This is a genomic window from Mesorhizobium sp. M1396, assembly GCF_040317725.1.
Taxonomy (GTDB): Bacteria; Pseudomonadota; Alphaproteobacteria; order Rhizobiales; family Rhizobiaceae; genus Mesorhizobium.
On record NZ_JAMYLA010000007.1, the window covers coordinates 41,680 to 65,762 of the forward strand.

28 protein-coding genes are annotated in these 24,083 nt (G+C 62.2%); 12 read left to right on the forward strand and 16 right to left on the reverse strand.

Annotated elements, in window-relative coordinates; genetic code table 11:
* The first annotated feature begins 166 nt into the window (after positions 1-166).
* Positions 167-2,833, forward strand: a complete 2,667-nt coding sequence (gene alaS / locus NKH02_RS06165; protein WP_352877189.1) for an alanine--tRNA ligase — start codon at positions 167-169, stop codon at positions 2,831-2,833.
* A gap of 423 nt (positions 2,834-3,256) precedes the next feature.
* On the opposite strand, the gene NKH02_RS06170 is transcribed toward alaS, so the two are convergent.
* Complete coding sequence (locus tag NKH02_RS06170) at positions 3,257-3,883, reverse strand: glutathione S-transferase family protein (protein WP_352877192.1); 627 nt, start codon at positions 3,881-3,883, stop codon at positions 3,257-3,259.
* Positions 3,884-3,908: 25 nt separating this feature from the next.
* Positions 3,909-5,120: an NADP-dependent isocitrate dehydrogenase gene (locus tag NKH02_RS06175; RefSeq protein WP_352863982.1), complete on the reverse strand. Its 1,212-nt coding sequence runs from the start codon at positions 5,118-5,120 to the stop codon at positions 3,909-3,911.
* A gap of 214 nt (positions 5,121-5,334) precedes the next feature.
* Here NKH02_RS06175 and NKH02_RS06180 point away from each other — a divergent pair, with 214 nt between their 5' ends.
* The 7 genes from NKH02_RS06180 to NKH02_RS34525 all read left to right on the forward strand — a co-directional run bounded on the left by NKH02_RS06180 (position 5,335) and on the right by NKH02_RS34525 (position 10,616).
* On the forward strand, positions 5,335-6,249 hold the full coding sequence (locus NKH02_RS06180; RefSeq protein WP_352863983.1) for an RNA methyltransferase: 915 nt from the start codon (positions 5,335-5,337) through the stop codon (positions 6,247-6,249).
* Complete coding sequence (murI, locus tag NKH02_RS06185; protein WP_352877194.1) at positions 6,242-7,030, forward strand: glutamate racemase; 789 nt, start codon at positions 6,242-6,244, stop codon at positions 7,028-7,030. Before NKH02_RS06180 ends, murI begins: the two co-directional genes overlap by 8 nt.
* A gap of 61 nt (positions 7,031-7,091) precedes the next feature.
* Positions 7,092-7,280 (forward strand): DUF3008 family protein, encoded by a 189-nt coding sequence (locus NKH02_RS06190; RefSeq protein WP_352863986.1) that lies wholly within the window; start codon positions 7,092-7,094, stop codon positions 7,278-7,280.
* 395 nt (positions 7,281-7,675) lie between these two features.
* Positions 7,676-8,293 carry a 30S ribosomal protein S4 gene (gene rpsD, locus NKH02_RS06195; RefSeq protein WP_023759539.1) on the forward strand — a complete coding sequence of 206 codons (618 nt, stop codon included), beginning with the start codon at positions 7,676-7,678 and terminating at the stop codon, positions 8,291-8,293.
* A 131-nt stretch (positions 8,294-8,424) separates the two neighbouring features.
* Positions 8,425-9,309, forward strand: a complete 885-nt coding sequence (gene ttcA, locus NKH02_RS06200) for a tRNA 2-thiocytidine(32) synthetase TtcA (protein ID WP_352877196.1) — start codon at positions 8,425-8,427, stop codon at positions 9,307-9,309.
* Positions 9,299-10,126, forward strand: a complete 828-nt coding sequence (locus tag NKH02_RS06205) for an inositol monophosphatase family protein (RefSeq protein WP_352877199.1) — start codon at positions 9,299-9,301, stop codon at positions 10,124-10,126. Before ttcA ends, NKH02_RS06205 begins: the two co-directional genes overlap by 11 nt.
* A gap of 82 nt (positions 10,127-10,208) precedes the next feature.
* On the forward strand, positions 10,209-10,616 hold the full coding sequence (locus NKH02_RS34525; protein ID WP_502913784.1) for a UCP034077 family protein: 408 nt from the start codon (positions 10,209-10,211) through the stop codon (positions 10,614-10,616).
* 53 nt (positions 10,617-10,669) lie between these two features.
* Here NKH02_RS34525 and NKH02_RS06215 read toward each other — a convergent pair whose 3' ends face one another.
* From NKH02_RS06215 to purL, 5 genes are all read right to left on the reverse strand, one after another.
* A complete protein-coding gene (locus tag NKH02_RS06215; RefSeq protein ID WP_352877203.1) occupies positions 10,670-11,938 on the reverse strand; it encodes a multidrug effflux MFS transporter in 1,269 nt (422 codons plus the stop codon).
* Between the two features lie 158 nt (positions 11,939-12,096).
* Positions 12,097-12,432: a Grx4 family monothiol glutaredoxin gene (gene grxD, locus NKH02_RS06220; protein WP_095085430.1), complete on the reverse strand. Its 336-nt coding sequence runs from the start codon at positions 12,430-12,432 to the stop codon at positions 12,097-12,099.
* A gap of 181 nt (positions 12,433-12,613) precedes the next feature.
* Complete coding sequence (locus NKH02_RS06225) at positions 12,614-12,847, reverse strand: BolA/IbaG family iron-sulfur metabolism protein (RefSeq protein ID WP_006206026.1); 234 nt, start codon at positions 12,845-12,847, stop codon at positions 12,614-12,616.
* A 131-nt stretch (positions 12,848-12,978) separates the two neighbouring features.
* Positions 12,979-13,491, reverse strand: a complete 513-nt coding sequence (locus NKH02_RS06230) for a hypothetical protein (protein WP_352877205.1) — start codon at positions 13,489-13,491, stop codon at positions 12,979-12,981.
* Complete coding sequence (purL, locus tag NKH02_RS06235; RefSeq protein ID WP_352877207.1) at positions 13,488-15,719, reverse strand: phosphoribosylformylglycinamidine synthase subunit PurL; 2,232 nt, start codon at positions 15,717-15,719, stop codon at positions 13,488-13,490. Before purL ends, NKH02_RS06230 begins: the two co-directional genes overlap by 4 nt.
* Before the next feature lie 276 nt (positions 15,720-15,995).
* Here purL and NKH02_RS06240 point away from each other — a divergent pair, with 276 nt between their 5' ends.
* Entirely contained in the window at positions 15,996-16,160 is a 165-nt protein-coding gene (locus tag NKH02_RS06240) for a hypothetical protein (protein ID WP_168991916.1), read from the forward strand.
* Between the two features lie 101 nt (positions 16,161-16,261).
* Here the strand turns inward: NKH02_RS06240 and NKH02_RS06245 are convergent, their stop codons facing one another.
* On the reverse strand, positions 16,262-17,680 hold the full coding sequence (locus tag NKH02_RS06245) for an aminotransferase-like domain-containing protein (protein ID WP_352877209.1): 1,419 nt from the start codon (positions 17,678-17,680) through the stop codon (positions 16,262-16,264).
* A gap of 93 nt (positions 17,681-17,773) precedes the next feature.
* On the opposite strand from NKH02_RS06245, the gene NKH02_RS06250 reads away from it, so the two are divergent.
* Positions 17,774-18,025, forward strand: a complete 252-nt coding sequence (locus tag NKH02_RS06250; protein WP_352864641.1) for a DUF1127 domain-containing protein — start codon at positions 17,774-17,776, stop codon at positions 18,023-18,025.
* 65 nt (positions 18,026-18,090) lie between these two features.
* Here the strand turns inward: NKH02_RS06250 and NKH02_RS06255 are convergent, their stop codons facing one another.
* The 7 genes from NKH02_RS06255 to purC form a co-directional block, all read right to left on the reverse strand.
* Positions 18,091-18,732, reverse strand: a complete 642-nt coding sequence (locus NKH02_RS06255) for a Pr6Pr family membrane protein (protein ID WP_352877212.1) — start codon at positions 18,730-18,732, stop codon at positions 18,091-18,093.
* A 2-nt stretch (positions 18,733-18,734) separates the two neighbouring features.
* Positions 18,735-19,124 carry a hypothetical protein gene (locus NKH02_RS06260; RefSeq protein WP_502913785.1) on the reverse strand — a complete coding sequence of 130 codons (390 nt, stop codon included), beginning with the start codon at positions 19,122-19,124 and terminating at the stop codon, positions 18,735-18,737.
* A gap of 14 nt (positions 19,125-19,138) precedes the next feature.
* Positions 19,139-19,804 carry a glutathione S-transferase family protein gene (locus NKH02_RS06265; RefSeq protein ID WP_352877216.1) on the reverse strand — a complete coding sequence of 222 codons (666 nt, stop codon included), beginning with the start codon at positions 19,802-19,804 and terminating at the stop codon, positions 19,139-19,141.
* Between the two features lie 84 nt (positions 19,805-19,888).
* Positions 19,889-20,557, reverse strand: coding sequence for a phosphoribosylformylglycinamidine synthase subunit PurQ (gene purQ / locus NKH02_RS06270; RefSeq protein ID WP_352629143.1), 669 nt, complete (start codon positions 20,555-20,557; stop codon positions 19,889-19,891).
* The gene (locus tag NKH02_RS06275; RefSeq protein ID WP_352877218.1) at positions 20,554-20,808 is read right to left on the reverse strand and encodes a hypothetical protein; all 255 of its coding nucleotides are present in this window, start codon (positions 20,806-20,808) and stop codon (positions 20,554-20,556) included. Before NKH02_RS06275 ends, purQ begins: the two co-directional genes overlap by 4 nt.
* Before the next feature lie 18 nt (positions 20,809-20,826).
* A complete protein-coding gene (gene purS, locus NKH02_RS06280; protein WP_023759521.1) occupies positions 20,827-21,069 on the reverse strand; it encodes a phosphoribosylformylglycinamidine synthase subunit PurS in 243 nt (80 codons plus the stop codon).
* A 30-nt stretch (positions 21,070-21,099) separates the two neighbouring features.
* On the reverse strand, positions 21,100-21,894 hold the full coding sequence (gene purC / locus NKH02_RS06285) for a phosphoribosylaminoimidazolesuccinocarboxamide synthase (protein WP_352864010.1): 795 nt from the start codon (positions 21,892-21,894) through the stop codon (positions 21,100-21,102).
* 275 nt (positions 21,895-22,169) lie between these two features.
* Between purC and NKH02_RS06290 the strand changes: the two genes are divergently transcribed.
* Positions 22,170-22,490, forward strand: a complete 321-nt coding sequence (locus NKH02_RS06290) for a DUF1476 domain-containing protein (RefSeq protein WP_352877221.1) — start codon at positions 22,170-22,172, stop codon at positions 22,488-22,490.
* 170 nt (positions 22,491-22,660) lie between these two features.
* On the forward strand, positions 22,661-23,434 hold the full coding sequence (locus tag NKH02_RS06295; RefSeq protein ID WP_352877223.1) for an HpcH/HpaI aldolase family protein: 774 nt from the start codon (positions 22,661-22,663) through the stop codon (positions 23,432-23,434).
* Between the two features lie 6 nt (positions 23,435-23,440).
* Here the strand turns inward: NKH02_RS06295 and NKH02_RS06300 are convergent, their stop codons facing one another.
* Positions 23,441-23,995: an RBBP9/YdeN family alpha/beta hydrolase gene (locus NKH02_RS06300; protein WP_352877225.1), complete on the reverse strand. Its 555-nt coding sequence runs from the start codon at positions 23,993-23,995 to the stop codon at positions 23,441-23,443.
* Positions 23,996-24,083: the final 88 nt, after the last annotated feature.

Genomic DNA, 24,083 nt, shown 5'->3' on the forward strand with positions numbered 1-24,083 from the left:
CTCGGACAGCCGGCAAAGGCCGTGGATTGGACCAATTCCGTGTTTCTGGACAGGGTGAAGCGCGGCGGCTAAAAGGCCAAGTCTATCTTCTAAAAAGTCTATCTTCTAAAACGCAGAGCCCATTTCCCGCCGGTTTGCCGGCGGCTCTCTCGAAAAGGCAGCATTCATGAGTGGCGTGAACGAAATCCGGTCGACATTTCTCGACTACTTTCGCAAGGAGGGTCACGAGATCGTCGCGTCGAGCCCGCTTGTGCCGCGCAACGACCCGACGCTGATGTTCACCAACGCCGGCATGGTGCAGTTCAAGAACGTCTTCACCGGCCTGGAGAAGCGGCCCTATTCGCGCGCCTCGACCGCCCAGAAGAGCGTTCGTGCCGGCGGCAAGCATAACGACCTCGACAATGTCGGCTATACCGCGCGCCATCTGACCTTCTTCGAGATGCTCGGCAATTTCTCCTTTGGCGACTACTTCAAGGAGCGCGCCATCGAACTAGCCTGGAACCTGATCACCAAGGAATTCGGGCTGAACAAGGACAAGCTGCTGGTCACCGTCTATCACACGGATGACGAAGCGGCCGGCTTCTGGAAGAAGATCGCCGGGTTTTCCGATGACCGCATCATCCGCATCGCGACCTCGGACAATTTCTGGGCGATGGGCGACACCGGACCGTGCGGGCCATGCTCTGAGATCTTCATCGACCGCGGTGAACACATCTGGGGCGGACCTCCCGGCAGCCCTGAGGAGGACGGCGACCGTTTCCTCGAATTCTGGAACCTGGTCTTCATGCAGTATGAACAGGTGACGAAGGAGGAACGCATCGACCTGCCGCGCCCGTCGATCGACACCGGCATGGGCCTGGAGCGCATGGCGTCCGTCCTGCAAGGGGTGGAAAGCGTCTTCGAGACCGATCTGTTCCGTCATCTGATCGAGGCGTCGTCGTCCGCTCTCGGGCATGGGCCCGACAAGGAGACGGTCGCGTCCTTCCGTGTCATTGCCGACCACCTGCGCTCGTCCTCTTTCCTGGTGGCCGACGGCGTGCTGCCGTCGAACGAGGGCCGCGGCTATGTCCTGCGCCGCATCATGCGCCGCGCCATGCGTCATGCGCAGCTGCTCGGTGCTCGCGATCCCCTGATGTGGCGCCTGGTTCCGGCGCTGGTGCGCGAGATGGGCCAGGCCTATCCGGAACTGGTGCGCGGCGAACAGTTGATCACCGAAACCCTGAAGCTCGAGGAGACCAGGTTTCGCAAGACGCTGGTGCGCGGCCTCGGACTGCTTTCGGAGGCGACGGAAATGCTGCATGCCGGCGACATGCTGGACGGCGAGACGGCCTTCAAGCTCTATGACACGTACGGCTTCCCGCTCGACCTGACGCAGGACGCGCTGCGCCAGCGCAGCATCTCGGTCGATCTTGCCGGCTTTACCAATGCCATGGAGCAGCAGAAGGCCGAGGCGCGCAAGCATTGGGCTGGCTCCGGCGATGCGGCCACCGAGACCATCTGGTTTTCGGTGCGCGAGAAGGCGGGCGCCACCGAATTCCTCGGCTACGAGACCGAGCAGGCCGAAGGCATCATCCAGGCGCTGGTCAGGGACGGCACGACCATCGACAGCGCCGGCAAGGGCGATGCGGTGGCGATTGTCGTCAACCAGACGCCATTCTATGCCGAATCCGGTGGCCAGATGGGCGACACCGGCGTCATCTCGGGTGAAGGATTCTCGATCGAGATCTCCGATACGCAGAAGAAGGCCGATGGGCTGTTCGTCCATATCGGCAAGGTGGCCAGCGGCACGGTCAAGACAGGCACGGCGGTCGAGTTGAAGGTCGACCATGCGCGCCGGTCCAGACTGCGCGCGAACCATTCCGCGACGCATCTGATCCATGAGGCTCTGCGTGAGGTGCTGGGCAGCCATGTCGCGCAGAAGGGCTCGCTGGTCGCGCCGGAGCGTCTGCGCTTCGACATCTCGCACAACAAGCCCATTTCACCGGAGGATCTCGAAGAGGTCGAGCGCATGGCCAACGAGATCGTCGTGCAGAACGGCCCGGTGAACACGCGCCTGATGTCGGTCGACGATGCCATCGCCGAAGGCGCCATGGCGCTGTTTGGCGAGAAGTATGGTGACGAAGTGCGCGTCGTTTCGATGGGCACCGGCGTGCATGGCGCCAAGGCCAACCGGCCCTATTCGGTCGAGCTTTGCGGCGGCACGCATGTCAGGGCGACCGGCGACATCGGTCTGGTGCGTGTCGTGTCGGACAGCGCGGTCGCTGCCGGCGTGCGCCGCATCGAGGCGCTGACCGGCGAGGCCGCGCGCAGGCACCTCGACGAGCAGGACCGGCGTTTGAAAACGGTTGCCGCGACGCTGAAGATCTCGCCGGCCGACGTGCCGGCGCGTGTCGAGGCGCTGCTCGACGAGCGCAAGAAGCTCGAAAAGGAACTGACCGAAGCGCGCAAGAAGCTGGCGCTGGGCGGGGGCGCGGCCCCTGGTGCGCCGGTCGAGAACGAGACGGTGGCCGGTGTCGGCTTCCTGGGCAAGGCAGTCTCCGGGGTCTCGCCGAAGGATCTGAAGCCGCTGGCCGATGCCGGCAAGACTTCGCTCGGCTCCGGCGTCGTCGTCTTCGTCGGCGCCGGCGAGGACAACAAGGCGAGCGTCGTGGTCGCCGTCACCGACGATCTCGTCGGCCGTTTCAGCGCTGTCGATCTGGTGCGCGTGGCCTCCGCCGCGTTGGGCGGGCAGGGCGGCGGCGGCCGGCCCGACATGGCGCAGGCCGGCGGCCCGGATGCGTCCAGGGCCAATGATGCGATTGCGGCGGTAAGGGCTGCACTCGAAGCCGCCTGACTAACGGCCCTCACGGCGGGGAGCCCTATCTTTGCTGGGTGGTGCTGCCCCTCATCTGGCTGCCGCCATCTTCTTCCCGTGAACGGCAGGGCTAACGCATATGGAATTCGTCAGATGTCTGCCCGGCACGGACCCCCACCTCTAACCCCTCCCCACAAGGGGGAGGGAGACTTCCGTTGGCGCTGACCCAGGAGGATCGCCTGTCTTTTCGGCGCCAAGAGGAATTAAAGGCACGCGGCAGCGTTCCCTCCCCCTTGTGGGGAGGGTTAGGTTGGGGGTTCTTCTTCGCAAGAATTCATATGCGATAGCCCTGCCGTGAACGGGGAGAAGGGCGCTTTCGCGCACGATTTCGCTAATTGCCAGTGTTGAAGGGTAGCCGCAGAGATCGCGGCCAGCGCCACATGGGTACGGCGAAACCGAAGATCACTCGGTCTTTTCGGTTCTGACAAAGCTTGGACGAGCTGAAATCCGCTCCCACCAAGCCTGGATCGTCGGAAATTCAGCGAGCAGGCTTTGCCCTTCACTGACCTTGACGAAATGGCCAATGATCGGCGCCGCATGCAGATCGGCCAGGGTCAGTTGGTCGCCCAGCTGCCACGGCCCCGGCGCTTTCAGCGAGGCAAGCGTCTGAAGCGCTTTGCTTGCCTGCGAAAGCCCGCTGGCGATCAGCGCCTCGTCGGGCGCTTCTTTCTCCAGCCGCTCGACGGCGACATCCCAGACCATCGACCTGTAGGCATAGGCGTCGAGCATGCCGATGATCTGGTTCATGGTTGCGCGGCGGCGAGGCTCCCTCGGCTGCAAGCTCGGCCCGTCAAATGATTCGTCTACATATCTGGCGATCGCACTCGTCTCGAAGAGCCGAAAGCCTTCATGCTCGAAGGCCGGGATGCGACCGAAGGGGTGGTGCTCGAAATACCAGGCAGGAATGCCATCAGTGGCAAAGACATCGACCGGCACAAGCTCGTGGTCGACGCCTTTTTCCGCGAGCACGAGGCGGACGATGCGCACATAGACGCTGTAGTCCGCCCCATAGACGATGGGCTTGCTCATGCTAGCCCTCCTGGACCTCGACAGGTCAGGCCATCGCCTTCTGCAGGTTCTCGTCTATCTTGTCTAGGAAACCGGTGGTCGAAAGCCAGGGCTGGTCGGGGCCGATCAGCAGCGACAAGTCCTTGGTCATGAAGCCGGATTCGACGGTCTGGATGCAGACCCGTTCCAGCGTTTCGGAGAAACGCTTCAACTCGGCATTGTCGTCGAGCTTGGCGCGGTGGGCGAGGCCTCGCGTCCAGGCGAAGATCGAGGCGATCGAATTGGTCGAGGTTTCCTCGCCCTTCTGGTGCTGGCGATAGTGGCGGGTGACGGTGCCGTGCGCGGCTTCGGCTTCCACCGTCTTGCCGTCCGGCGTCATCAGCACCGAGGTCATCAGGCCGAGCGAGCCAAAACCCTGCGCAACCGTGTCGGACTGGACGTCGCCGTCATAGTTCTTGCAGGCCCAGACATAGCCGCCCGACCATTTCAGGCTGGAAGCCACCATGTCGTCGATCAGGCGATGCTCGTACCACAGCTTCTTCGACTTGAACTCGGCTTCGAATTCGGCCTCGTAGACCTCCTGGAAAATGTCCTTGAAGCGGCCGTCATAGGCCTTGAGGATGGTGTTCTTGGTCGACAGATAGACCGGATAGTTGCGCAGCAGGCCGTAATTCAGCGAGGCGCGGGCGAATTCGCGGATCGAGTCGTCGAGATTGTACATGGCCATGGCGACACCGGCGCCCGGCGCGTCGTAGACATCGTGCTCGATCACCTTGCCATCCTCGCCGACGAACTTGATCGTCAGCTTGCCCTTGCCGGGAAAGCGGAAATCGGTGGCGCGGTACTGGTCGCCGAAGGCGTGGCGGCCGACGATGATCGGCTTGGTCCAGCCGGGCACGAGCCGCGGCACGTTCTTCATGATGATCGGCTCGCGGAAGATGGTGCCGCCGAGGATGTTGCGGATTGTGCCGTTCGGCGACTTCCACATCTTCTTCAGCTTGAATTCCTCGACGCGCTGCTCGTCGGGGGTGATGGTCGCGCATTTCACGCCGACGCCGTATTTCTTGATGGCGTTGGCCGAATCGATGGTCACCTGGTCATTGGTGGCGTCGCGATGCTCGATACCGAGGTCGTAATATTCGAGCTTCAGGTCGAGGTAGGGGTGGATCAGCTTGTCCTTGATGAACTGCCAGATGATGCGGGTCATCTCGTCGCCGTCGAGTTCGACGACCGGGTTCGCCACCTTTATTTTCGCCATGGAAAAAATGCCTCGTTGCTGGGAAATGGGATGGCCTTGCCCGCATCGCGTTCGGCCGGGGGATGCCGCCCGTATATCAAAGCGTTTTTGACCGCGCAAACGGCTATCGGTCACGAATGTGAGGCACGACCGCCGTCATTTGCGAATGCTTCATTTTCGCGGCCGAATATGGCAGGGACGCTGAAATGCCGCAAACAGCAGTTCATTGACAATCATGCCCATCATCGAAGATCGCGATAATACTGCAGACGCCGGCCCGGCGATCATCCTCGTCGAGCCGCAGCTCGGCGAGAACATCGGCATGGTCGCTCGCGCCATGGCCAATTTCGGTCTGTCGGAGCTGCGTCTCGTCAACCCTCGTGACGGTTGGCCGAGCGAGAAGGCACGCGCGGCGGCCAGTCGCGCCGATCATGTCATCGATGCCGTCACCGTCTTCGACGATCTGGCCTCCGCGCTCGCCGACCTGAACTTTGTTTTCGCCACCACGGCCAGGCAGCGCGACGGCTTCAAAGCCGTGCGCGGGCCGGTGGAAGCGGGCAGGATGCTGCGGGCCCGTCACGCAATGGGCCAGCGCACCGGCATCCTGTTCGGACGCGAACGCTTCGGCCTCTACAATGACGAGGTCGGCCTTGCCGACGAGATCGTGACCTTCCCGGTGGATCCTGATTTCTCCTCGCTCAACATCGCCCAGGCCGCGCTGCTGATGTCCTATGAATGGATGAAGTCAGGCTTGGAAGACGAGACCAAGACCAATTTTTCCGGCCCGAATATGAAGCCGGCGAGCAAGGAAGAACTGCACGGCCTGTTCGCCTATCTCGAAGGCGCCTTGGAAGCGCGCGGCTATTTCCGGCCGGCCCCGAAGAAGCCGAAGATGGTGGACAATCTGCGCGCTGTGCTGACACGTCCCGGATTTGCCGAACCGGAGCTCAAGGTGCTGCGCGGCATCATCTCGTCGCTCGACCGATTTTCGCCGGCGATGCCGCGCGGCGATGGTTCCCCGGGCGACGATCCAAGACGATTGCCCGCGGCCGCCGCGCGCGCCCGCAAGGCGGAAGGCAATCGCCTGGCTGATACCGGCAAGGACGACGACATACCGCCGCTCGGCGGAAAGGGAACCGACAATGACTGAGCGGCCGATCCTGATGTTCGATTCGGGCATCGGCGGGCTCACCGTGCTGCGCGAGGCGCGCGTGCTGATGCCCGATCGCCGCTTCGTCTATGTCGCCGACGACGCCGCTTTCCCCTATGGCGCTTGGGAGGAGCCGGCCCTCAACGCCCATATCCTCGGCCTGTTCGGCGCGCTGCTGGAAAAATTCAAGCCCGAGATTTCGGTCATCCCCTGCAACACCGCGTCGACGCTGGTGATCGACGCGCTGCGCGCGAAATTCCCGGGCCATCCCTTTGTCGGCACGGTGCCGGCGATCAAGCCGGCGGCGGAGCGCACGCGCTCCGGGCTGGTCTCGGTGCTGGCGACGCCAGGTACGGTCAAGCGTCAATACACGCGCGACCTGATCAGCAAATGGGCGCAGAAATGCCATGTGCGGCTCGTCGGCTCGGACCGGCTCGCCCCGCTGGCCGAGATTTACATGCGCGAGGGGTTCGTCGACGAGGAGATTGTGCGTCAGGAGATCGCACCATGCTTTGTCGAGAAGGACGGCGCCCGCACCGATATCGTCGTGCTCGGGTGCACGCACTATCCGTTCCTGGCCAATCGCATGCGCAAGACCGCGCCCTGGCCGGTCGATTGGATCGACCCGGCCGAAGCGATCGCCCGTCGCGCCATGTCGCTGCTTGCACCGGTCGACGGACCGCTGCCGGTGGGTGAGCCTGACATTGCCGTCTTCACCTCCGGCAAGATGGACTTCGCCACCAGCCGGCTCATGCAGGGCTTTGGCCTGACGGTCGCCTGATATCCGGAACATTGGTTGGCTCGTTGCGTTTTCCCCTCAGGCAATAAAGGGAGAAACAGCCATGCCATCCACCTCGAAAGCTCAGCAGAAAGCCGCTGGCGCCGCTCTGTCGGCCAAGCGCGGCGAGACGAAGAAGGGCGAACTCAAAGGCGCTTCCAAGGGAATGTACGAATCGATGAGCGAAAAGCAGCTCGAGGAATTCGCCGAGACGAAGCGCAAGGGCCTGCCGGAAAAGAAGTCGAAGCATTGACGTCAGGCATGCCCTTCGCGGGGATGACCAGGGCGACAAGGCGTTCGCGGAACGCGAGACGGAACCAAAAAAGCCCGCTGCTAAAGCCACGGCCTTTGAAACGTCGGTCGCCTGAGCCGAACCGGAAGCCTAGCCGCAAGCTTGACACCGGCTAAATCTCCGTTTAATCAGCGCGCCAACACCGGGCCGCAACGCCCGGTGGTTTTTCTTTATGTGCGCAAGATGCGTGGAAACTCAATTCTACTATCTTGTTTGAACTGACGTGTCCCGTGGGTTTTCCGCCGCGTTGCGTGGGAAAACCCTGTCAGGTCTCGAAAACGGAGGCCAGAGGAGGGCGCGTTTCCTTCACCCGGACCATGAGGTTCCGGGTGTGTTGTTATGAAAAAGGGAATGCGATGAGCAAGCGCGAATCCGCGAAGTACAAGATCGACCGCCGTCTTGGCGAAAATATCTGGGGCCGCCCGAAGTCCCCGGTCAACAAGCGTGAATACGGCCCCGGCCAGCATGGCCAGCGCCGCAAGGGCAAGCTTTCCGATTTCGGCCTGCAGCTGCGCGCCAAGCAGAAGCTGAAGGGTCACTATGGCGACGTTTCGGAAAAGCAGTTCCGCAAGGTCTATGAAGAGGCGGATCGCCGCAAGGGCGACACCTCGGAGAACCTGATCGGCCTGCTCGAATCGCGTCTCGACGCGGTCGTCTACCGCGCCAAGTTCGTGCCGACCATTTTCGCCGCCCGCCAGTTCGTCAACCACGGCCACGTCAACGTCAACGGCAAGCGCGTCAACATCGGCTCGTACCGTTGCAAGCCGGGCGACGTCGTCGAAGTCCGCGAAAAGTCGAAGCAGCTGGTCATCGTTCTGGAAGCGGTCGGTCTCGCCGAGCGCGACGTGCCGGACTATATCGAAGCCGATCACAACAAGATGGTCGCGACCTTCTCGCGCATCCCCGGCCTGGCGGACGTTCCGTTCGCCGTGCAGATGGAACCGAACCTGGTCGTCGAATTCTATTCGCGCTAAAACGGGCGCGTTTTGCGATACCATTCAAAGGCCGCCCATCGAGGCGGCCTTTTCTTTGTCGGCCATGTCCGCTAATCCCGGGCGCAACGAAGTGCGAACCGTCGTTGCTCCCGGGTTTTGGAACTGACGCCATGAACATGCTGCCAGACGCCGAATCGCTTGAACCAGCCGACATCGAGGGCGGCTTCCATCCGCTGTTTGCCGATGTGCCGTCCTCGGTCGAGTTCAACAAATTGCGCAAGCGGCTGCTGCGGCTGACCCGACAGGCAATCGAGGATTTCTCGATGGTGAAGCCCGGCCAGCGCTGGCTGGTAGCGCTGTCGGGCGGCAAGGATTCCTACGGTCTACTCGCCGTTCTGCTCGACCTCAAATGGCGCGGCCTGCTGCCGGTCGATCTGCTGGCCTGCAATCTCGATCAGGGCCAGCCGAATTTCCCCAAACATATCCTGCCGGACTATCTCGACAGATACGGCATTGCGCACCGGATCGAATATCAGGACACCTATTCCGTCGTCACCGACAAGCTGCCTGCGGGCAGCACCTATTGCTCGCTGTGTTCGCGGCTCAGGCGCGGCCATCTCTATCGCATCGCGCGCGAGGAGGGGTGCTCGGCGCTGGTGCTCGGCCATCATCGCGAGGACATTCTCGAGACCTTCTTCATGAACCTGTTCCATGGCGGCCGTCTCGCCGCCATGCCGCCAAAGCTGCTCAACGACGACGGCGACGTCATGGTGCTGCGGCCGCTGAGCTACTGCGCCGAGGTCGACCTCGAAAAATTCGCTGCCGCGATGCAGTTCCCGATCATTCCCTGCGATCTCTGCGGCAGCCAGGAAGGTCTCCAGCGCAACGCCATGAAGGCCATGCTCGGGGATATCGAAAAGCGCATGCCCGGCCGCAAGGACACGATGCTGCGCGCGCTGTCGAACAGCAGGCCATCGCATCTGCTCGACAGAAGGCTGTTCGATTTCGCCGCGCTCAATGAGACACTCAGCACAAGGCAAGCCGATGACATTTGACGACACCGCGATCGACTGGCTGGCCGGCATTCTGGCCGAGGCGGCACTGGCAGAAATCATGCCGCGCTTTCGCCGGCTGGGCGAGGGCGACATCCGCCAGAAGACCTCGGCCGCCGACTTGGTGACGGAAGCCGACGTCAATGCCGAGCGGCTCATCACCGCGCGGCTGCGCGAGCGTTATCCCCAGGCGATGGTCGTCGGCGAGGAGGCCTGTTCCGACAATCCGGCACTGCTTGATGGTCTGGGCGATGCCGATCTGGCTTTCGTCATCGACCCGGTGGACGGCACTTTCAACTTCGCCTCCGGCGTGCCGCTGTTCGGCGTCATGCTGGCGGTCGTGGTCAAGGGCGAGACTGTTGCCGGCATCATCCACGATCCCGTCGGCAAGGACTGGCTGATCGGCGCCAGGGGCGCCGGCAGTTATATCCGGCATGCGCATGGCGGCATCGAGAAGGTGCATGTCGCCGCACCCGCGCCGATCTCGGAAATGACCGGCTCGGTCTCCTGGCAGTATATGCCCGAGCCCGACCGGTCGCGGCTGGCGCGCAACCAGACGAAGATCCTGTCGCAATTCGCCTATCGCTGCGCCGCGCACGAATATCGCCTGCTGGCAAGCGGCCATGCCCACTTCGTCGTCTACAACAAGCTTATGCCGTGGGACCATCTGGCTGGCGTGCTGATCCATGCCGAGGCTGGAGGTCATGCCGCGCGCTTCGACGGCAGCGCCTATCTGCCCTCGCATGTCGGCGGCGGCCTGCTTGTCGCACCCGATCGCGAAAGCTGGCACGAATTGCGCCGTGAGCTTTGGGCGCAATAGGATCATTTCCTAGCCAGTGCTTTGAATCGGCGGTGGGCAGCGAAAGAGCGATGCAATCTCACGCAGATCCGGAGGCTCTCGAATGAAACTTCGGTTCGCAATTGTCGCGGCGGTTCTTGCCGCCGCCTTGTTTGCCAGCTCCCACGAAGCAAGATCGCAAGAGCGCACCTGTCGCAGTCCCGATCCCGTCAACACGATAAAGGAGATGTCGGACGCTATTTATGCTTGTTGGAAGCCGCCACCTGGAACCGCCGGCATGTCGCTGACGCTGCGGTTCTCGCTTCGCCGCAACGGCACGCTGATTGGCAAGCCTCGCGCCACATATTCCGACCTGGGGACCGATCCCCAGCTCAGCCGGGCCTTCGTGGCGTCAATCCTCAAGGCACTCGACGAGGCTCTGCCATTGCCTTTTTCGGACAGCATGGGCGGAGCCATCGCGGGGCGTATGCTTGCCCCTCGCTTCACAGCGGCCCTTGAAGGTGCGTCCTGATGCATGTCGCCCAAAAGTGGCCCCGGGACAACGACACGCACAAAAACGACAATTCAGTGCAAATCGGTGATGTGCCCTGAAACGGGCGGGTTCTGCGGCCGGAACATCTTGCCGCGCTCGGCGATGAAAATCATCAGCAGCGCCGCGACCGAGACGCTGCAGAAGCCGGCGGCCAGCGGCGTCACCGTGCCGTTGAAAGCCTGACCGATCAGCGTGCCGAGAATGCCGCCGAGAAAAGTCTGCATGAAACCCAGGATGGACGACGCCGTGCCGGCCAGTTGGCCGAGCGGCTCCATGGCCAACGCGTTGAAATTCGCGCCGAGCGCGCCAAACGGGAGCATGGCGCAGGCAAAGAAGGTGATGAACAGCCAGAGCGGCATCTTCATTTCCAGCGAAATGACCAGCCAGGCAAGGCTGATGACCAGGAACAGCAGAAGCGCGCTCTGCGACAGGCGGCGCATGCCGATGCGGCCGACAAGGCGCGAGTTCAGAAAATTGGAGAAAGCAAGCACGCCCGCAACCCCGGCGAAGATGACCGGGAACATCTCGCCGACATTGAATATGTCGACATAGATCTGCTGCGCCGAGGCGATGAAGCCGAACATGGCGCCGAAAATGAAGGTGCTGGCGAAGGCATAGCAGATTGCAATGCGGTTGGTGAGCACGATGCGAAACCCGCCGAGGATGGAGTTGACGGTCAGCGGCCGGCGATGTTCGGGATGCAATGTTTCAGGCAGGCGCAGCAGCGACCAAGCCGAGACAATAAGCGCACCGACGGCCATGGTGACGAAGATCCAGTGCCAGGTCGCAAACAGCATGATGAACTGGCCGATGCCGGGAGCAATGACCGGAATCGCCATGAACACCATGAAGATCAGTGACATCACCTCGGCCATGCGCCGGCCGTCGAATGTATCGCGCACGATCGAGACGGCGATGACGCGGGTCGCGGCAGCACCAATGCCTTGCACGGCCCGGCACAAGAGCAGTGTTTCAAAGCTGGGTGCAACGGCGGCCGCCGCGGCCGCGGCGACATAGACCACCAGCCCGGCGACCAGCGGCGCGCGACGGCCGAAGCGATCCGAGATCGGCCCAAAGAACAGCTGGCCGCCGCCGAAGCCCAGAATATAGGCGGTGATTACATATTGCCGGTGGTTTTCGTTCTCGACGCCGAGCGAGGCGCCGATCTGCTGCAGAGCCGGCAGCATGATGTCGATGGCCAGCGAGTTCAGCGCCATCAGCGCGGCGCACAGCGCGATGAACTCCCAGCGTGGAATGGGCAGTTTGCTTGCCGATTGCGGCGCTGATTTTTGCTGGTCCACGGCAAGTCCGATCTTTAAAACGAAAATGCGCCGGCGGGCCGGCGCATTGGCTCGTCTCGGTCCTGCATACAGGACATAAAAATTGCCGAGGTGGGCTGCCCTGGCGTTTCATGCACGTGTGCGGCGGTTAGGCAGACGACATGCACGAAAAATAGCGGTCAGGCGGCGCCTTTGACGCCGACGCCCTTTTCGACAAGGAATGTCTGGAGTTCGCCCGCCTGGAACATCTCGCGGATGATATCGCAGCCGCCGACGAATTCACCCTTGACGTAGAGCTGCGGGATCGTCGGCCAGTTGGAATATTCCTTGATGCCCTGGCGCAGTTCGGCCGAGGTCAGCACGTCGACGCCTTTGTAGTCGGCGCCGATATAGTCGAGGATCTGGACGACCTGGCCGGAAAATCCGCATTGCGGGAAACCGGGCGTGCCCTTCATGAAAAGGACGACGTCGTTGCCCTTCACTTCGTTGTCGATGTAGTCGTTGATACCGCTCATGGAATATCCTTTCCCGCCTGTGGGAGTCAGGCTCGAAACATTTCCCTTCAAATAAACCCAACGATTGCTCGAAACAAGACTTTAGCCGTGCCGTGGCTGAAATGGCGCAAAGGATGGGCTGTGTTGGGCCAAGCGGTTCTCTCGACACTGATTCGCGTCGTTGCGGTTGTTCCGGTGCGGGTCAGTCGGGAACGCTGGTCTGCAGCGCCAGCGCGTGCAGCACGCCGCCCATATTGCCCTTTAGCGCGTCATAGACCATCTGGTGCTGCTGCACGCGGCTTTTCCCCCGGAAGCTCTCGGCCACCACCTCGGCCGCATAATGGTCGCCGTCACCGGCAAGATCGCGAATTGTCACCTTGGCGTCCGGAATGCCTTCCTTGATCAGCTTTTCGATGTCGTGGGCATCCATTGCCATGGCAGAATCCTGTTTCGAGCGGCCGGTAGCCGGCCATGATGAGAGTCGGGCGAGCCTAAAGCCTTTCCGGTCCGGATTGAAGCCGTTCTGTCCCGCCAAAGGCAAGACGGTCCGAGAACCACAGGGAAGACCTAGGCCGGTGGGCTTGCTTCATCCTCGACAGCGTCCTCGCGTGTCGAGAAGGCGCGGCCAAGGCTGAAGGCCAGCACATAGAGAGGAACGTTGATAACCAGGCTGACAATGGGAAGATAACTCGTCATCTGCCAGAGAGGCGAGAAGAACGGTTGGCCGTAGCCGTCGCAGATCAGCGAGGAGCCGTACTCCCACAGCGCCCCTATGACGGCCGCGCAAGCAAAAAGCTTGATGCAGGTGACGATATGCCTCGCCCGTTCCGGATCAGGGAAAAGGCGGCCCCAAAGCACCAGGCAGACGATCGGGATCGCGTAGATGAGGTTTTGCGCGACGAGCATCGGGATGGCGCCATTGGCTGTGGCAAGAAACTGCGCGCGCGTTTCCAGCTGGGGGCAAACCTCGCTTGAGGTCGTCGACAGCAGGAAAAAGACGAACGGCCCAAGGAACCAGAAGAAGAACAGCGACGGCCAGAAGACGACTGCAAGCATCGCCCGGGCAGCCAGTCCGGTCAACTGGCCTGGTCCATGAAGCGGGGGAACCAGCCTTCGTGGGCCCCGGTCAATTCGCTGACCGGGATTGCCCGCGCCTCGCCAAGCTTCAGCACGCTGCCGCCGGTCGAGCCGATCCACGGCGCGAAAATGCCGAGTTCGCTCTGCTGCTTGCGGATGGCGTCCCATTCATCGCCATGCGGGTCGATCGACAGCGTCAGGAGATAACGGCCCTGATCCTCACCGAACCAGACCGGGATGGGGTCGGTGCCGACAAGCCCGGGAACGGTCGCGCCGACGCCGGAGGCCATTGCCATTTCGGCCAAAGCCACCGCGATGCCGCCATCGGACACATCATGGGCCGCCGTGACGATGCCGGACGCGATGAGCGCGCGCACATGGTCACCGACGCGCCTTTCATGATCGAGGTCGACCGGCGGCGGCGGGCCATCCGTGCGGCCGTGGATGTCCCTGAAATAGACCGACTGGCCGAGATGCGTTCCCCAGGAGGCCGGCGCGCCGACCAGCAGGATCATCTGGCCTTGCGCGGCAAAGCCGGTCTGCACCATCTTCGACCAGTCAGCGATCAGGCCGACGCCGCCGATGGTCGGTGTCGGCAGAATGCCCTGGCCGTTGGTCTCGTTGTAGAGCGAGACGTTGCCGGAGACGATCGGAAAGCCGAGCGCGCGGCAGGCCTCGCCTATGCCTTTCACCGCGCCGACCAATTGCCCCATGATCTCGGGCCGTTCCGGATTGCCGAAATTGAGATTGTCGGTGGCGGCCAGCGGCAGGGCGCCGGTGGCGGTCAAATTGCGCCAGCATTCAGCCACCGCTTGCTTGCCGCCCTCATAGGGGTCGGCCTCGCAATAGCGCGGCGTCACGTCGGACGAGAAAGCGAGCGCCTTGGTGGGATGGCCTTCGACGCGAACCACACCGGCATCGCCGCCGGGAAGCTGCAGCGAATTGCCCTGGATCAGCGTGTCGTATTGCTCCCAGACCCAGCGGCGCGAGGAAAGATCCGGTCCGCCGAGCAGCTTCAGGAGCGCATCGGCAACATCGGCCTGCGGGATGTCATTGGCGGCCAGCGGCGCCGGCTTCTTCGGCTCGACCCATGGCCGGTCATATTCCGGTGCCTTGTCGCCGAGATCCTTGATCGGCAGGTCGGCGACCTCGTCGCCCTGGTGCAGGACGCGGAAGCGCAGATCGTCGGTGGTCTTGCCGACGATGGCGAAGTCGAGCCCCCATTTGTGGAAGATCGCCTCGGCTTCCTTTTCCTTCTCGGGGCGCAGCACCATCAGCATGCGCTCCTGGCTTTCCGAAAGCATCATTTCGTAGGCGCTCATGCGCTCTTCGCGCACCGGCACCTTGTCGAGATCGAGCTCGATGCCGAGATCGCCCTTGGCGCCCATCTCGACCGCCGAGCAGGTGAGGCCGGCCGCACCCATGTCCTGGATGGCGATGACGGCGCCCGAGGCCATCAGTTCGAGGCAGGCCTCCAGCAGGCACTTTTCGGTGAAAGGGTCGCCGACCTGCACGGTCGGGCGCTTCTCGTCGATCTCATCGTCGAATTCAGCCGAAGCCATCGTGGCACCGCCGACGCCGTCGCGGCCGGTCTTGGCACCGAGATAGACGACCGGCAGGCCGACGCCCTTGGCCTCGGACAGGAAGATAGCGTCTGTCTTGGCTATGCCGGCCGCGAAAGCATTGACCAGGATGTTGCCGTTGTAGCGGGCGTCGAAATTGACCTCGCCGCCGACCGTCGGCACGCCGAAGGCGTTGCCATAGCCGCCGACGCCGGAAACCACGCCGCTGACCAGGTGCCGCGTTTTGGGATGGTCAGGCGCGCCGAAGCGCAGTGCATTCATCGCCGCGATCGGCCGCGCCCCCATGGTGAACACGTCGCGCAATATGCCGCCGACGCCGGTCGCCGCACCCTGGTAGGGCTCGATGTAGGACGGGTGGTTGTGGCTCTCCATCTTGAAGACGACGCAGTCGCCGTCGCCGATGTCGACCACGCCGGCATTCTCGCCCGGACCCTGGATCACCTGCGGGCCGGTGGTCGGCAGCGTGCGCAGCCACTTCTTCGAGGATTTGTAGGAGCAGTGCTCGTTCCACATAGCCGAGAAGATGCCGAGTTCGGTAAAGCTCGGCTCACGGCCAACGAGGTCGAGGATGCGCTGATACTCGTCGGGCTTCAGCCCGTGCGCGGCGATGAGCTCGGGGGTGATCGGCACGGAATTGGAAATGGTCATGGGCGGCGATTTTTATCCGGGGCGCGTTGGGATTTTGAGTCCCGTCTTATCGCAAGCTTGGGAGCCAATACACCCATCGGATGCTGAAAAACAACGGAAAGCTACAAGGCGATGACGGGTGCGACGAGATCGCGGCTTTGATCCGGCCATCGATCCGCGCGTAGCGGCAGTCGTGGGGGAACATTGTGTCTGTTCGCGAGAGGCTTCTTCACCGCCATTGGGGAACGGGATGACATCCCGGCCGTTAGGTCTCCAACCAATCAGGAGATTTGGACCATGGCCACCAAGCAAGGCAAGAAAGACAATCGCCTCTCGGACAAGGAGGCTATGCATATCGCGGAGACCACCGACGTTTCACCTGGGCAGGCCAAGGAGCTGGCCGAGAAGCACGGGAAAGACAAGGCCGAGAAGGAAGCCAAGAACTTCAAGGCAGAGGGCTGATCCGAGAGCCAGTTTTATAGGGACTGCTCCGCGCCAAACCGTCGCTTAAGAAGTGATGGGCCTGCCGGTAGAAGTGGTAGGCCCGTCAGTCGCGAACTGGCTCAGGAGAAGCTGTCGTAGCCGGCACGGCCTTCATCGAGAAGTCGCCGTATCACCGCAACGCCTTCGGCGATGTCCTTGCGCTGCCGTGGTTGCGAAACGCCGAAGCGGACGCCGTGGAAAACCTGCTCGGAGCGGCCGGCCTTGAACTCGTCCTCGTCGTCGATCAGCACGCCATGCTCAAGGCAGGCGTTCTTGAAGGTGCCGGAGAGCCAGGGGTCGGGCAGGGTCAGCCAGACAAAGGGCACCCTGTCGTGTGACTTGAACGCGAAGCCCGCCAAAGTCTCGCGCACGATCGCTATGCGGGCGCGGATTTCAGCGATGCTGCGCCCGCGTATCTCGTCCGCTTGGCCCGACAGCACCAGCCTTGTATTCACCTCCGCCAGCAGGAAGGGCATGCCGCCGGTCATCATCTTGTGGGCGACGCGGATGCGGTGACGATAGGCAGGCGGGCAGGAAAGCCAGCCACCGCGCACACCCGCCGCGACCGACTTCGACAGACCACCGGCGACGATGGTGCGTTCAGGGGCATATTCGGCCAGCAACGGTGTCGGATCGTCGGTCAAATTGCCGTAGAGATCGTCCTCGATGAGGACGACATTGTATTCGCGTGCGACACGCGCGATTGCTTCGCGGCGCGCCGCCGACAAGGTCACCAGCGTCGGGTTTTGCGCCGTCGGCATCAGGAAGATCATCCTGGGATGCTTTTGCGCGCAGACGCGCTCGAAATCCTGCGGGTCGAGGCCCTCGTCGTCAGACGCCACCAGCGCGGTGCGCCGGCCGATCAGCCCGGCGCTACGGGAAATCTGCGAGTAGGTGAGGTGCTCGAAGGCGACATAATCGCCGGGCGTGGTCAGCGCTGCGATTGCCGCCATCACCGCGGCGTGGGTGCCGAGCGTCGGGACGATGGCGTCGGCATTTGGGCGAAACGAATTGCGCGACAGCCAGCGGGCGCCGGCTTCGTACCAGCGGTCGGGGAAATCCCGCGTGTAGCTTGAAATCTCATGCGGATGGTCCTGCGCCGTGCGCGACAGGACATCGGCGATATCAGCGCCCTGGCCGACGTCTGCCGCTGCCGTGCTGTCGAAACGCAGTTTGCCGCGCGGTGCATCGATATGGCGAGTGCCTTCGCCGCTGGCGTCCGGCGCCGGAAAATTCGGCTTCGCGTCATCGGCGCGTTGGCCGAGAACATAGGTTCCGCGCCCGACTTCGCCGCTCACCAGCCCGCGCTCGCGCAGCAATTGATAGGCCCGGCCGACCGTGCCGACGGTGGTGCCGATGTCGTAGGCGAGGTCGCGTTGCGGCGGCAGCTTTGCTCCGGCATCGATCACGCCCCGATCGATATCCGTTTCGATCGAATCCGCCAGGCGCTGATAAAGCGGGCCGGAGCCGGCGGTGAGATCTGGAAGCCAATTTGTCATGGTGACAATTTTGTATATTGCGCCGAATTATGAGTCAATACATATCAGTATTGCGTCAAAACGGGTGCAATTTGGAATTCCGGTAGAGAGAAAATGAATACAATCGCTACAATCCGTCATTCGAGAGCCGAATCGTCAGGCCAATCGGCACGCCCATCGGGCCAAAGCGGTTTTGTCAGCCGTCTGGTGCGCGTGGTCAGGTCGCTGGCAAAATCGATCGATCATCTGCTGGAGCGTCGGCGCAGCAGGTTGGCGCTGCTGGAAATGACCGATGACCAACTCAAGGATATCGGCGTCTCGCGCTGCGATGCCCACCGCGAGAGTATCAGGCCGTTCTGGGACTGACCCGGTTTTTGGGGAAGACCATGGTCCAAAAAGGAAATGCGGACCGATCGAAGATCCGCATAGCCCTAACGGACGCTCGATGCCCTGGTGCGCGCAACGCCATGATCCGCAAGGACGGCGACCACGCCTAGCACGATAAAAAGTCCGGTGATGGCCGCCGCTGAGATGGCGACGCTGGCCGCGCCGTTCTTGGCGACGTCCAGGAACGGGTAGGGCACCTCGCCGGCAAGCGGCGCCCGCACCAGCGCATAGATCAGATAGGCGACGGGATAGAGCACCCACCAGGAAATGTCGCTCCACCGCGTCCGACCGTCGGCGCCTGATATCAGCCACCACAGCACGAACAGCACCGGCGTCACATAATGCAGCAGGACGTCGCAGAACAGGAACAGTCCCCGCGGCTGCCAAAGCTGTGCCAGAACCGTGGCGTAGATGATGAAGACCAGCGCGATCGAAACGGCAACGCCAGCCCGCATCCGCGTCCCGGCGAAGGCCGGCAACCATGCATAGCCGGTGGACGACAGCAGCGAGGTGTATACCAGCACCGCGCCGATGTTGGTCAGGATGGTGAAGAAGCTGAAAACGAAAATGATGGAGCCGAGCAGGCCGCGGCCTGCTTCCATCGACGCCGGAATGCTGATGCAGAACTGCAGGATGAGCCCGGCCAGGCCAATGACCAGACCCGCTATCCGCAGAAAGCGGCCCATGGCTAGGCGGTCGCGGCGCAGGCCGGATTGCCGGCTTGCCAGCGGGCGATGTCCGAGCCGATGCGGGCGCCGAGCGGATCGTTCATCAGCGGCCCGAACACGTCGACGCGGCTTGAGCTGCCTTGCGCCTGCACGACCAGCAACGGTTTGCCGCCATAGTGCTTGGCCGGCACCAGCAGGAAACGCGGCGTGCCGCTGAACGAATTCAGTTCATTGGCCATCTGATACTGCTTGAAGGCCGGGTCCTTGCTGGCGATCCAGCATTTATGGGCTGATATCGCCACTTGTTCCATGGCCAGCAACGCCGCACTTTTGCCTGACGGGACCGGCGTGCTTTTCGGGGTCGATTGGCAGGATGCCAGCGCGAAACCCGCGGCGGCAACCAGCGCCATCGTCTTGTTCCTGGTCAAGCGGCCCCCATCTCAAGCTCGGACAGAAAATTCTCTAGGCCGTCGGTCATCTCGCCCCACACCCGCGACAATGCCGGATGCTGCGAGGCGATCTGCTCATAGGCGTCGAATTTGGGATAGAAGTCGAGCAGGTCGTGGCGTCCTGTCATCGCGCGGAAATTGTTGAAGATGAACCGCGTCGGCGTCAGCCAGGCATCGGCGAAACTGATGTCGTCACCGAGCGCGAAGGGCCCTTGCGCCATGCGCTCCTCGATCGCCGCCAGTCCATGATGCAGGCGGACGAACTGGGCGTCGATCTCGGCACTGTTTCGCTTCGGCATGGAATGAAGCTCGAAAAGCTTCATCATCGGGGTCAGCACATCGAGATCGGTGATGCGGGCGAACATGCGCACCAGCGCGCGGTCCTTGGAGTCGGGCGGCAGCAGCGCCGGTTCCGGAAACCGTTCTTCGAGATACTCGGCGATAACCACCGATTCGACGATCGTTTCCCCCGAACCAGTGATCAGTACTGGAATCCGGTTCATCGGCGAGATGGCGCGAAACTCTTCCGGGATGGGAAAGCCGGGCGGCGGAGCTATGATCTTGAGCGGCACGTCCTTGATGTAGGCCAGCGCCCGCACGATCGACGAATAGGGCGACAACGGCCGCGAATAGAGTTTCATGACCGTTTTTCTCCCCCATAAAGCGGACTTGCCCCGACAAAGAGACAGGAATGTCCGGCTGTTTTCAAGCTCGCCTCGATGATTTCAGGCGGCAATGCCAAGCGCACTTTCGAACAGTCCACGGCCGTCGGTACCGCCATGGGCTGCTTCGATCAGGTTCTCCGGGTGCGGCATCAGGCCAAGCACATTGCCGCGGTCGTTGATGATGCCGGCAATGTCGTTGATCGAGCCGTTGGGATTGGTGCCGTCCGCGTAGCGGAACACCACCTGGCCTTCGCCTTCGAGACGGGCAAGTGTATCGGCGTCGGCGAAATAATTGCCGTCATGATGCGCAACCGGCGTGCGGATGATCTGGCCTGGCTGGTAGCGGCGGGTGAACATGGTGTTGGCGTTGGTGATCTCAAGCTTCACTTGCCGGCAGACGAATTTCAGCGAGGTGTTGCGCATCAAGGCGCCGGGCAGCAGGCCGGCCTCGACCAGGATCTGGAAACCGTTGCAGACGCCGATGACCGTCACGCCCGCGGCTGCCTTTTCGGCCACCGCCCGCATGACCGGCATGCGCGCCGCGATCGCGCCGCAGCGCAGATAATCGCCGAAAGAAAAACCGCCCGGAATGGCGATCAGGTCGACATCCGGGATTTCGGTATCGGTCTGCCAGACCGTGACCGGCGGCTTTCCGGAAATCTTGGTCAGCGCCGCGATCATGTCGCGGTCTCGGTTGAGGCCAGGCAGGAGGACGACGGCTGATTTCATTTGGGTTCGTAAGGCCTCTGTGCTTCGGCGAGTTCTCGCAGATCAAGACGTCTATCTATGCGTTCAAGGCGCTCATCCTGACGGGTGAGAATGCCATAGACGTTATGGATATCGCTTTGCGTGGCTACCATGTGGCCCCGCATCACATTCAATTCCCGTTTCGTCTCGGAAACGTCCTGACGAAGCTCACCGATGTCGTGATGCACACGCTTGAGAAGCTCGAACATCAATTCATTCGTGACTTCCGCCATAGTGCCTCCGGTACAACCTCAGGTAATGGCTACACTATAGTTCTCAATCACCGTGTTCGCCAGCAGCTTGTCGCACATGGCCTTTAGATCGGCCTCGGCCTTGGCCTTGTCGCTTTCCGCCAGCTCGACGTCGAACACCTTGCCCTGCCGCACCGCGCCGACACCGCCGAAGCCCAATCCGGACAGGGCATGTTCGATCGCCTTGCCTTGCGGGTCGAGCACGCCGTTCTTGAGGGTGACGGTAATGCGGGCCTTGATCACGCTGGACATGCTCCTGTTCGAATGTCGGTCTTAGTGCGGCTTGCCTTTGATGCCTTCGGTCGAGGCGACAAGCACCGGGCCGGTCGGGCGCGGCGGCTCGTTCTCGTTCATGATGCCTAGGCGGCGGGCAACTTCCTGATAGGCTTCGACGAGGCCGCCCATGTCGCGGCGGAAGCGGTCCTTGTCGAGCTTGTCATGTGTCGCCACGTCCCACAGGCGGCAGGAATCCGGCGAAATCTCGTCGGCGACGACGATGCGCATCATGTCGCCCTCGAACAGGCGGCCGCATTCGATCTTGAAGTCGACGAGCTGGATGCCGACGCCCATGAACAGGCCGGAGAGGAAGTCGTTGACGCGGATGGCCAGCGCCATGACGTCGTCGATCTCCTGCGGGCTCGCCCAGCCGAACGCGGTGATGTGCTCTTCCGACACCATCGGATCGTCGAGCGCGTCTGCCTTGTAGTAGAATTCGATGATCGAACGCGGCAGAACGGTGCCTTCCTCGATGCCGAGGCGCTTGGACAGCGAACCGGCGGCGACGTTGCGCACGACGATTTCGAGCGGAATGATCTCGACTTCCTTGATCAGCTGCTCGCGCATGTTGAGCCGGCGGATGAAGTGGGTCGGGATGCCCATGCGGTTGAGGTGGTTGAAGATGTGTTCGGAAATACGGTTGTTGAGCACGCCCTTGCCGTCGACGACTTCATGTTTCTTCTTGTTGAACGCGGTTGCGTCGTCCTTGAAGAACTGGATGAGCGTACCCGGCTCAGGTCCCTCATAGAGGATCTTGGCCTTGCCTTCATAAATGCGGCGGCGATTTTTCATCTGATTTTTTCTCTGGGGTTCCGGACAGGCGGTATCAGACCATTTCCTGTCCGTCTGCCTGAAATAGTGCGGCTACGGTAGGGTTCAATGCCGGGTCTATCCCAATCGCAACATTTGCTCAATCGGCAAATCCTTCCAATCAACCGCTTTCGGGACCGAAATGCCGCAGCGCAGCATGCGACGAAGCGTATTGACCGGCCCGCGACCTTTTGGTTTGTGCTTTAGCAACACACATATCCACCGCCAACGAATCGAATTTGACCCGGAGGGACGCCATGAGCAGCATGAAAGACCGCGAAGAGGGCTTTGAGCGCAAGTTTGCTTTCGACGAGGAACTTCGGTTCAAGGCTGCGGCGCGTCGCAACAAGGCGCTCGGCCTGTGGGCCGCCGAAAAGCTCGGAAAGTCCGGCGCCGACGCCGACGCTTATGCCAGGGAAGTGGTTGTTTCCGACATCGAGGAAGCCGGCGACCACGACGTGTTCCGCAAGATCCGCAAGGATTTCGATGCGGCCGGCGTGGACCAGTCGGACCATCAGATCCGCCGCACCATGGACGAGTTGATGGCGCAGGCGATCGAGGAGATCAAGAACACCTGATCCGGCCGAAGCAGGTTCCGCAAAAGTGTCCCACGGTTTTGCGCCGGAGACCCTGCGACAGACCATAGAATGACTGGACCAATCGACCGCCCGGTCTATCCGGGCGGTTTTTCTTTGCCTTTGCCGCGGTTTCCGGCTGAAATTGCCGACATTAACAAGGAAGCGATTAGATGTCCCTGAAGTCCCGTCTTTCGGCCGATGAAACGCTGTTCACCGCATGGTCCGGCGTGCCGGATGCCCTGACCGTCGAAATCGTCGCCAAGCAGGGTTTTGATGCAGTCACGCTCGACATGCAGCATGGCGGCCATCACGAGGACAGCGTGCTGCGTGGGCTGGTGCCGGTGCTCGCTGCCGGCAAGCCGGCGCTGGTGCGCATTCCCGTCGGCCGTTTCGACATGGCAAGCCGCGCGCTCGATTTTGGCGCCGAGGCGGTCATCGCGCCGATGGTCAATTCGGTGGCTGACGCCAAACTGTTCGCCGCCGCCATGAAATACCCGCCGCTCGGCGAGCGTTCCTGGGGCCCAACCTACGCTTTTCCACGCCACGGCAAGGGCGACCAGGCCGAATGGCTGCGCGACAGCAACCAGCGCACAATGGCCTTCGCCATGGTCGAGACGCGCGCCGCCCTCGATGCGCTCGATGGCATTCTCGACACGCCCGGCATCGACGGTATTTTCCTCGGCCCGTCGGATTTCTCGATCGCCTGGAGCAATGGCTCCACGGTCGATTCGACGCTGGAAAGCATGATGGAGACAGTGGCGTCGGTCGCCGAGCGCACCCGCAAGGCCGGCAAACATGCGGCGATCTATGTTGTCGACCCGGCAATTGCAGGCCGTGTCGTGTCGATGGGCTACCGGCTGCTGGCCATGGGATCGGAACACGCGCTGATCGGGCTCGGTGCAAAAGCCCTGATCAACAGCGTCAGGGATTCGATCGGGTCCTGAACGAACTCAGGGTTTCAGGTCCGTCAGGAATTTGGCGAAGGTCATCGAGCCTTCGGGCCACGGACCAAAGCCCGAATCCGCGTTGAGGTGACCCGTCTCGCCGGCATCGACGAACAGCGAACCCCATGCTCGGGCAATGTCCTCGGCGACATCGAAGGCGCAGAACGGATCGTTGCGGCTGGCGATCACGATGGACGGAAAGGGCAGCGGCTCGCGCGGGTAGGGGCCGAAGGTCATCAGGTGCCTCGGCCTGATCTCGGGATTGGCGACATCGGGCGGCGCCACGAAGAAAGCCCCGGCGACCGGCTTGCGGAACCGCGGGATTGCTTGCACCGCCGTGGCGACGCCGAGCGAGTGCGCCACCAGCACGACCGGCTTCTCGGCCTCGTTGACCGCTTTGGCAACATTGTCCGTCCAGTCGTCGCGCACCGGCTTCGACCATTCCGCCTGCTCGACCCTGCGCGCCGTCGACAGCTTCGACTGCCAGCGGCTCTGCCAATGGTCGGGGCCGGAATTGGTGTAGCCCGGCACGATGAGAATATCTGCTTCCTTGACTTTCATGGCGCTGAGATAGCGAGCCGCGTCGCTTCGTGCAACGGGTCATGAACAGCGCTCTTGATCACAATAGTGAACACGATGTTCGCTTCTT

Coding starts and splice junctions, on each gene's coding strand:
- ttcA (WP_352877196.1), top strand. CDS start 8,425: ATGAACATGCTGCCAGACGCCGAATCGCTTGAACCAGCCGACATCGAG.
- NKH02_RS06240 (WP_168991916.1), top strand. CDS start 15,996: ATGGCCACCAAGCAAGGCAAGAAAGACAATCGCCTCTCGGACAAGGAG.
- NKH02_RS06250 (WP_352864641.1), top strand. CDS start 17,774: ATGAATACAATCGCTACAATCCGTCATTCGAGAGCCGAATCGTCAGGC.
- purL (WP_352877207.1), bottom strand. CDS start 15,719: ATGACCATTTCCAATTCCGTGCCGATCACCCCCGAGCTCATCGCCGCG.
- NKH02_RS06180 (WP_352863983.1), top strand. CDS start 5,335: ATGCCCATCATCGAAGATCGCGATAATACTGCAGACGCCGGCCCGGCG.
- NKH02_RS06225 (WP_006206026.1), bottom strand. CDS start 12,847: ATGGCAATGGATGCCCACGACATCGAAAAGCTGATCAAGGAAGGCATT.
- murI (WP_352877194.1), top strand. CDS start 6,242: ATGACTGAGCGGCCGATCCTGATGTTCGATTCGGGCATCGGCGGGCTC.
- NKH02_RS34525 (WP_502913784.1), top strand. CDS start 10,209: ATGAAACTTCGGTTCGCAATTGTCGCGGCGGTTCTTGCCGCCGCCTTG.
- alaS (WP_352877189.1), top strand. CDS start 167: ATGAGTGGCGTGAACGAAATCCGGTCGACATTTCTCGACTACTTTCGC.
- NKH02_RS06175 (WP_352863982.1), bottom strand. CDS start 5,120: ATGGCGAAAATAAAGGTGGCGAACCCGGTCGTCGAACTCGACGGCGAC.
- NKH02_RS06255 (WP_352877212.1), bottom strand. CDS start 18,732: ATGGGCCGCTTTCTGCGGATAGCGGGTCTGGTCATTGGCCTGGCCGGG.
- NKH02_RS06260 (WP_502913785.1), bottom strand. CDS start 19,124: ATGGCGCTGGTTGCCGCCGCGGGTTTCGCGCTGGCATCCTGCCAATCG.
- NKH02_RS06275 (WP_352877218.1), bottom strand. CDS start 20,808: ATGGCGGAAGTCACGAATGAATTGATGTTCGAGCTTCTCAAGCGTGTG.
- NKH02_RS06300 (WP_352877225.1), bottom strand. CDS start 23,995: ATGAAAGTCAAGGAAGCAGATATTCTCATCGTGCCGGGCTACACCAAT.
- purC (WP_352864010.1), bottom strand. CDS start 21,894: ATGAAAAATCGCCGCCGCATTTATGAAGGCAAGGCCAAGATCCTCTAT.
- NKH02_RS06190 (WP_352863986.1), top strand. CDS start 7,092: ATGCCATCCACCTCGAAAGCTCAGCAGAAAGCCGCTGGCGCCGCTCTG.
- NKH02_RS06290 (WP_352877221.1), top strand. CDS start 22,170: ATGAGCAGCATGAAAGACCGCGAAGAGGGCTTTGAGCGCAAGTTTGCT.
- purQ (WP_352629143.1), bottom strand. CDS start 20,557: ATGAAATCAGCCGTCGTCCTCCTGCCTGGCCTCAACCGAGACCGCGAC.
- NKH02_RS06295 (WP_352877223.1), top strand. CDS start 22,661: ATGTCCCTGAAGTCCCGTCTTTCGGCCGATGAAACGCTGTTCACCGCA.
- NKH02_RS06205 (WP_352877199.1), top strand. CDS start 9,299: ATGACATTTGACGACACCGCGATCGACTGGCTGGCCGGCATTCTGGCC.
- rpsD (WP_023759539.1), top strand. CDS start 7,676: ATGAGCAAGCGCGAATCCGCGAAGTACAAGATCGACCGCCGTCTTGGC.
- NKH02_RS06265 (WP_352877216.1), bottom strand. CDS start 19,804: ATGAAACTCTATTCGCGGCCGTTGTCGCCCTATTCGTCGATCGTGCGG.
- NKH02_RS06245 (WP_352877209.1), bottom strand. CDS start 17,680: ATGACAAATTGGCTTCCAGATCTCACCGCCGGCTCCGGCCCGCTTTAT.
- NKH02_RS06170 (WP_352877192.1), bottom strand. CDS start 3,883: ATGAGCAAGCCCATCGTCTATGGGGCGGACTACAGCGTCTATGTGCGC.
- grxD (WP_095085430.1), bottom strand. CDS start 12,432: ATGAGCGGTATCAACGACTACATCGACAACGAAGTGAAGGGCAACGAC.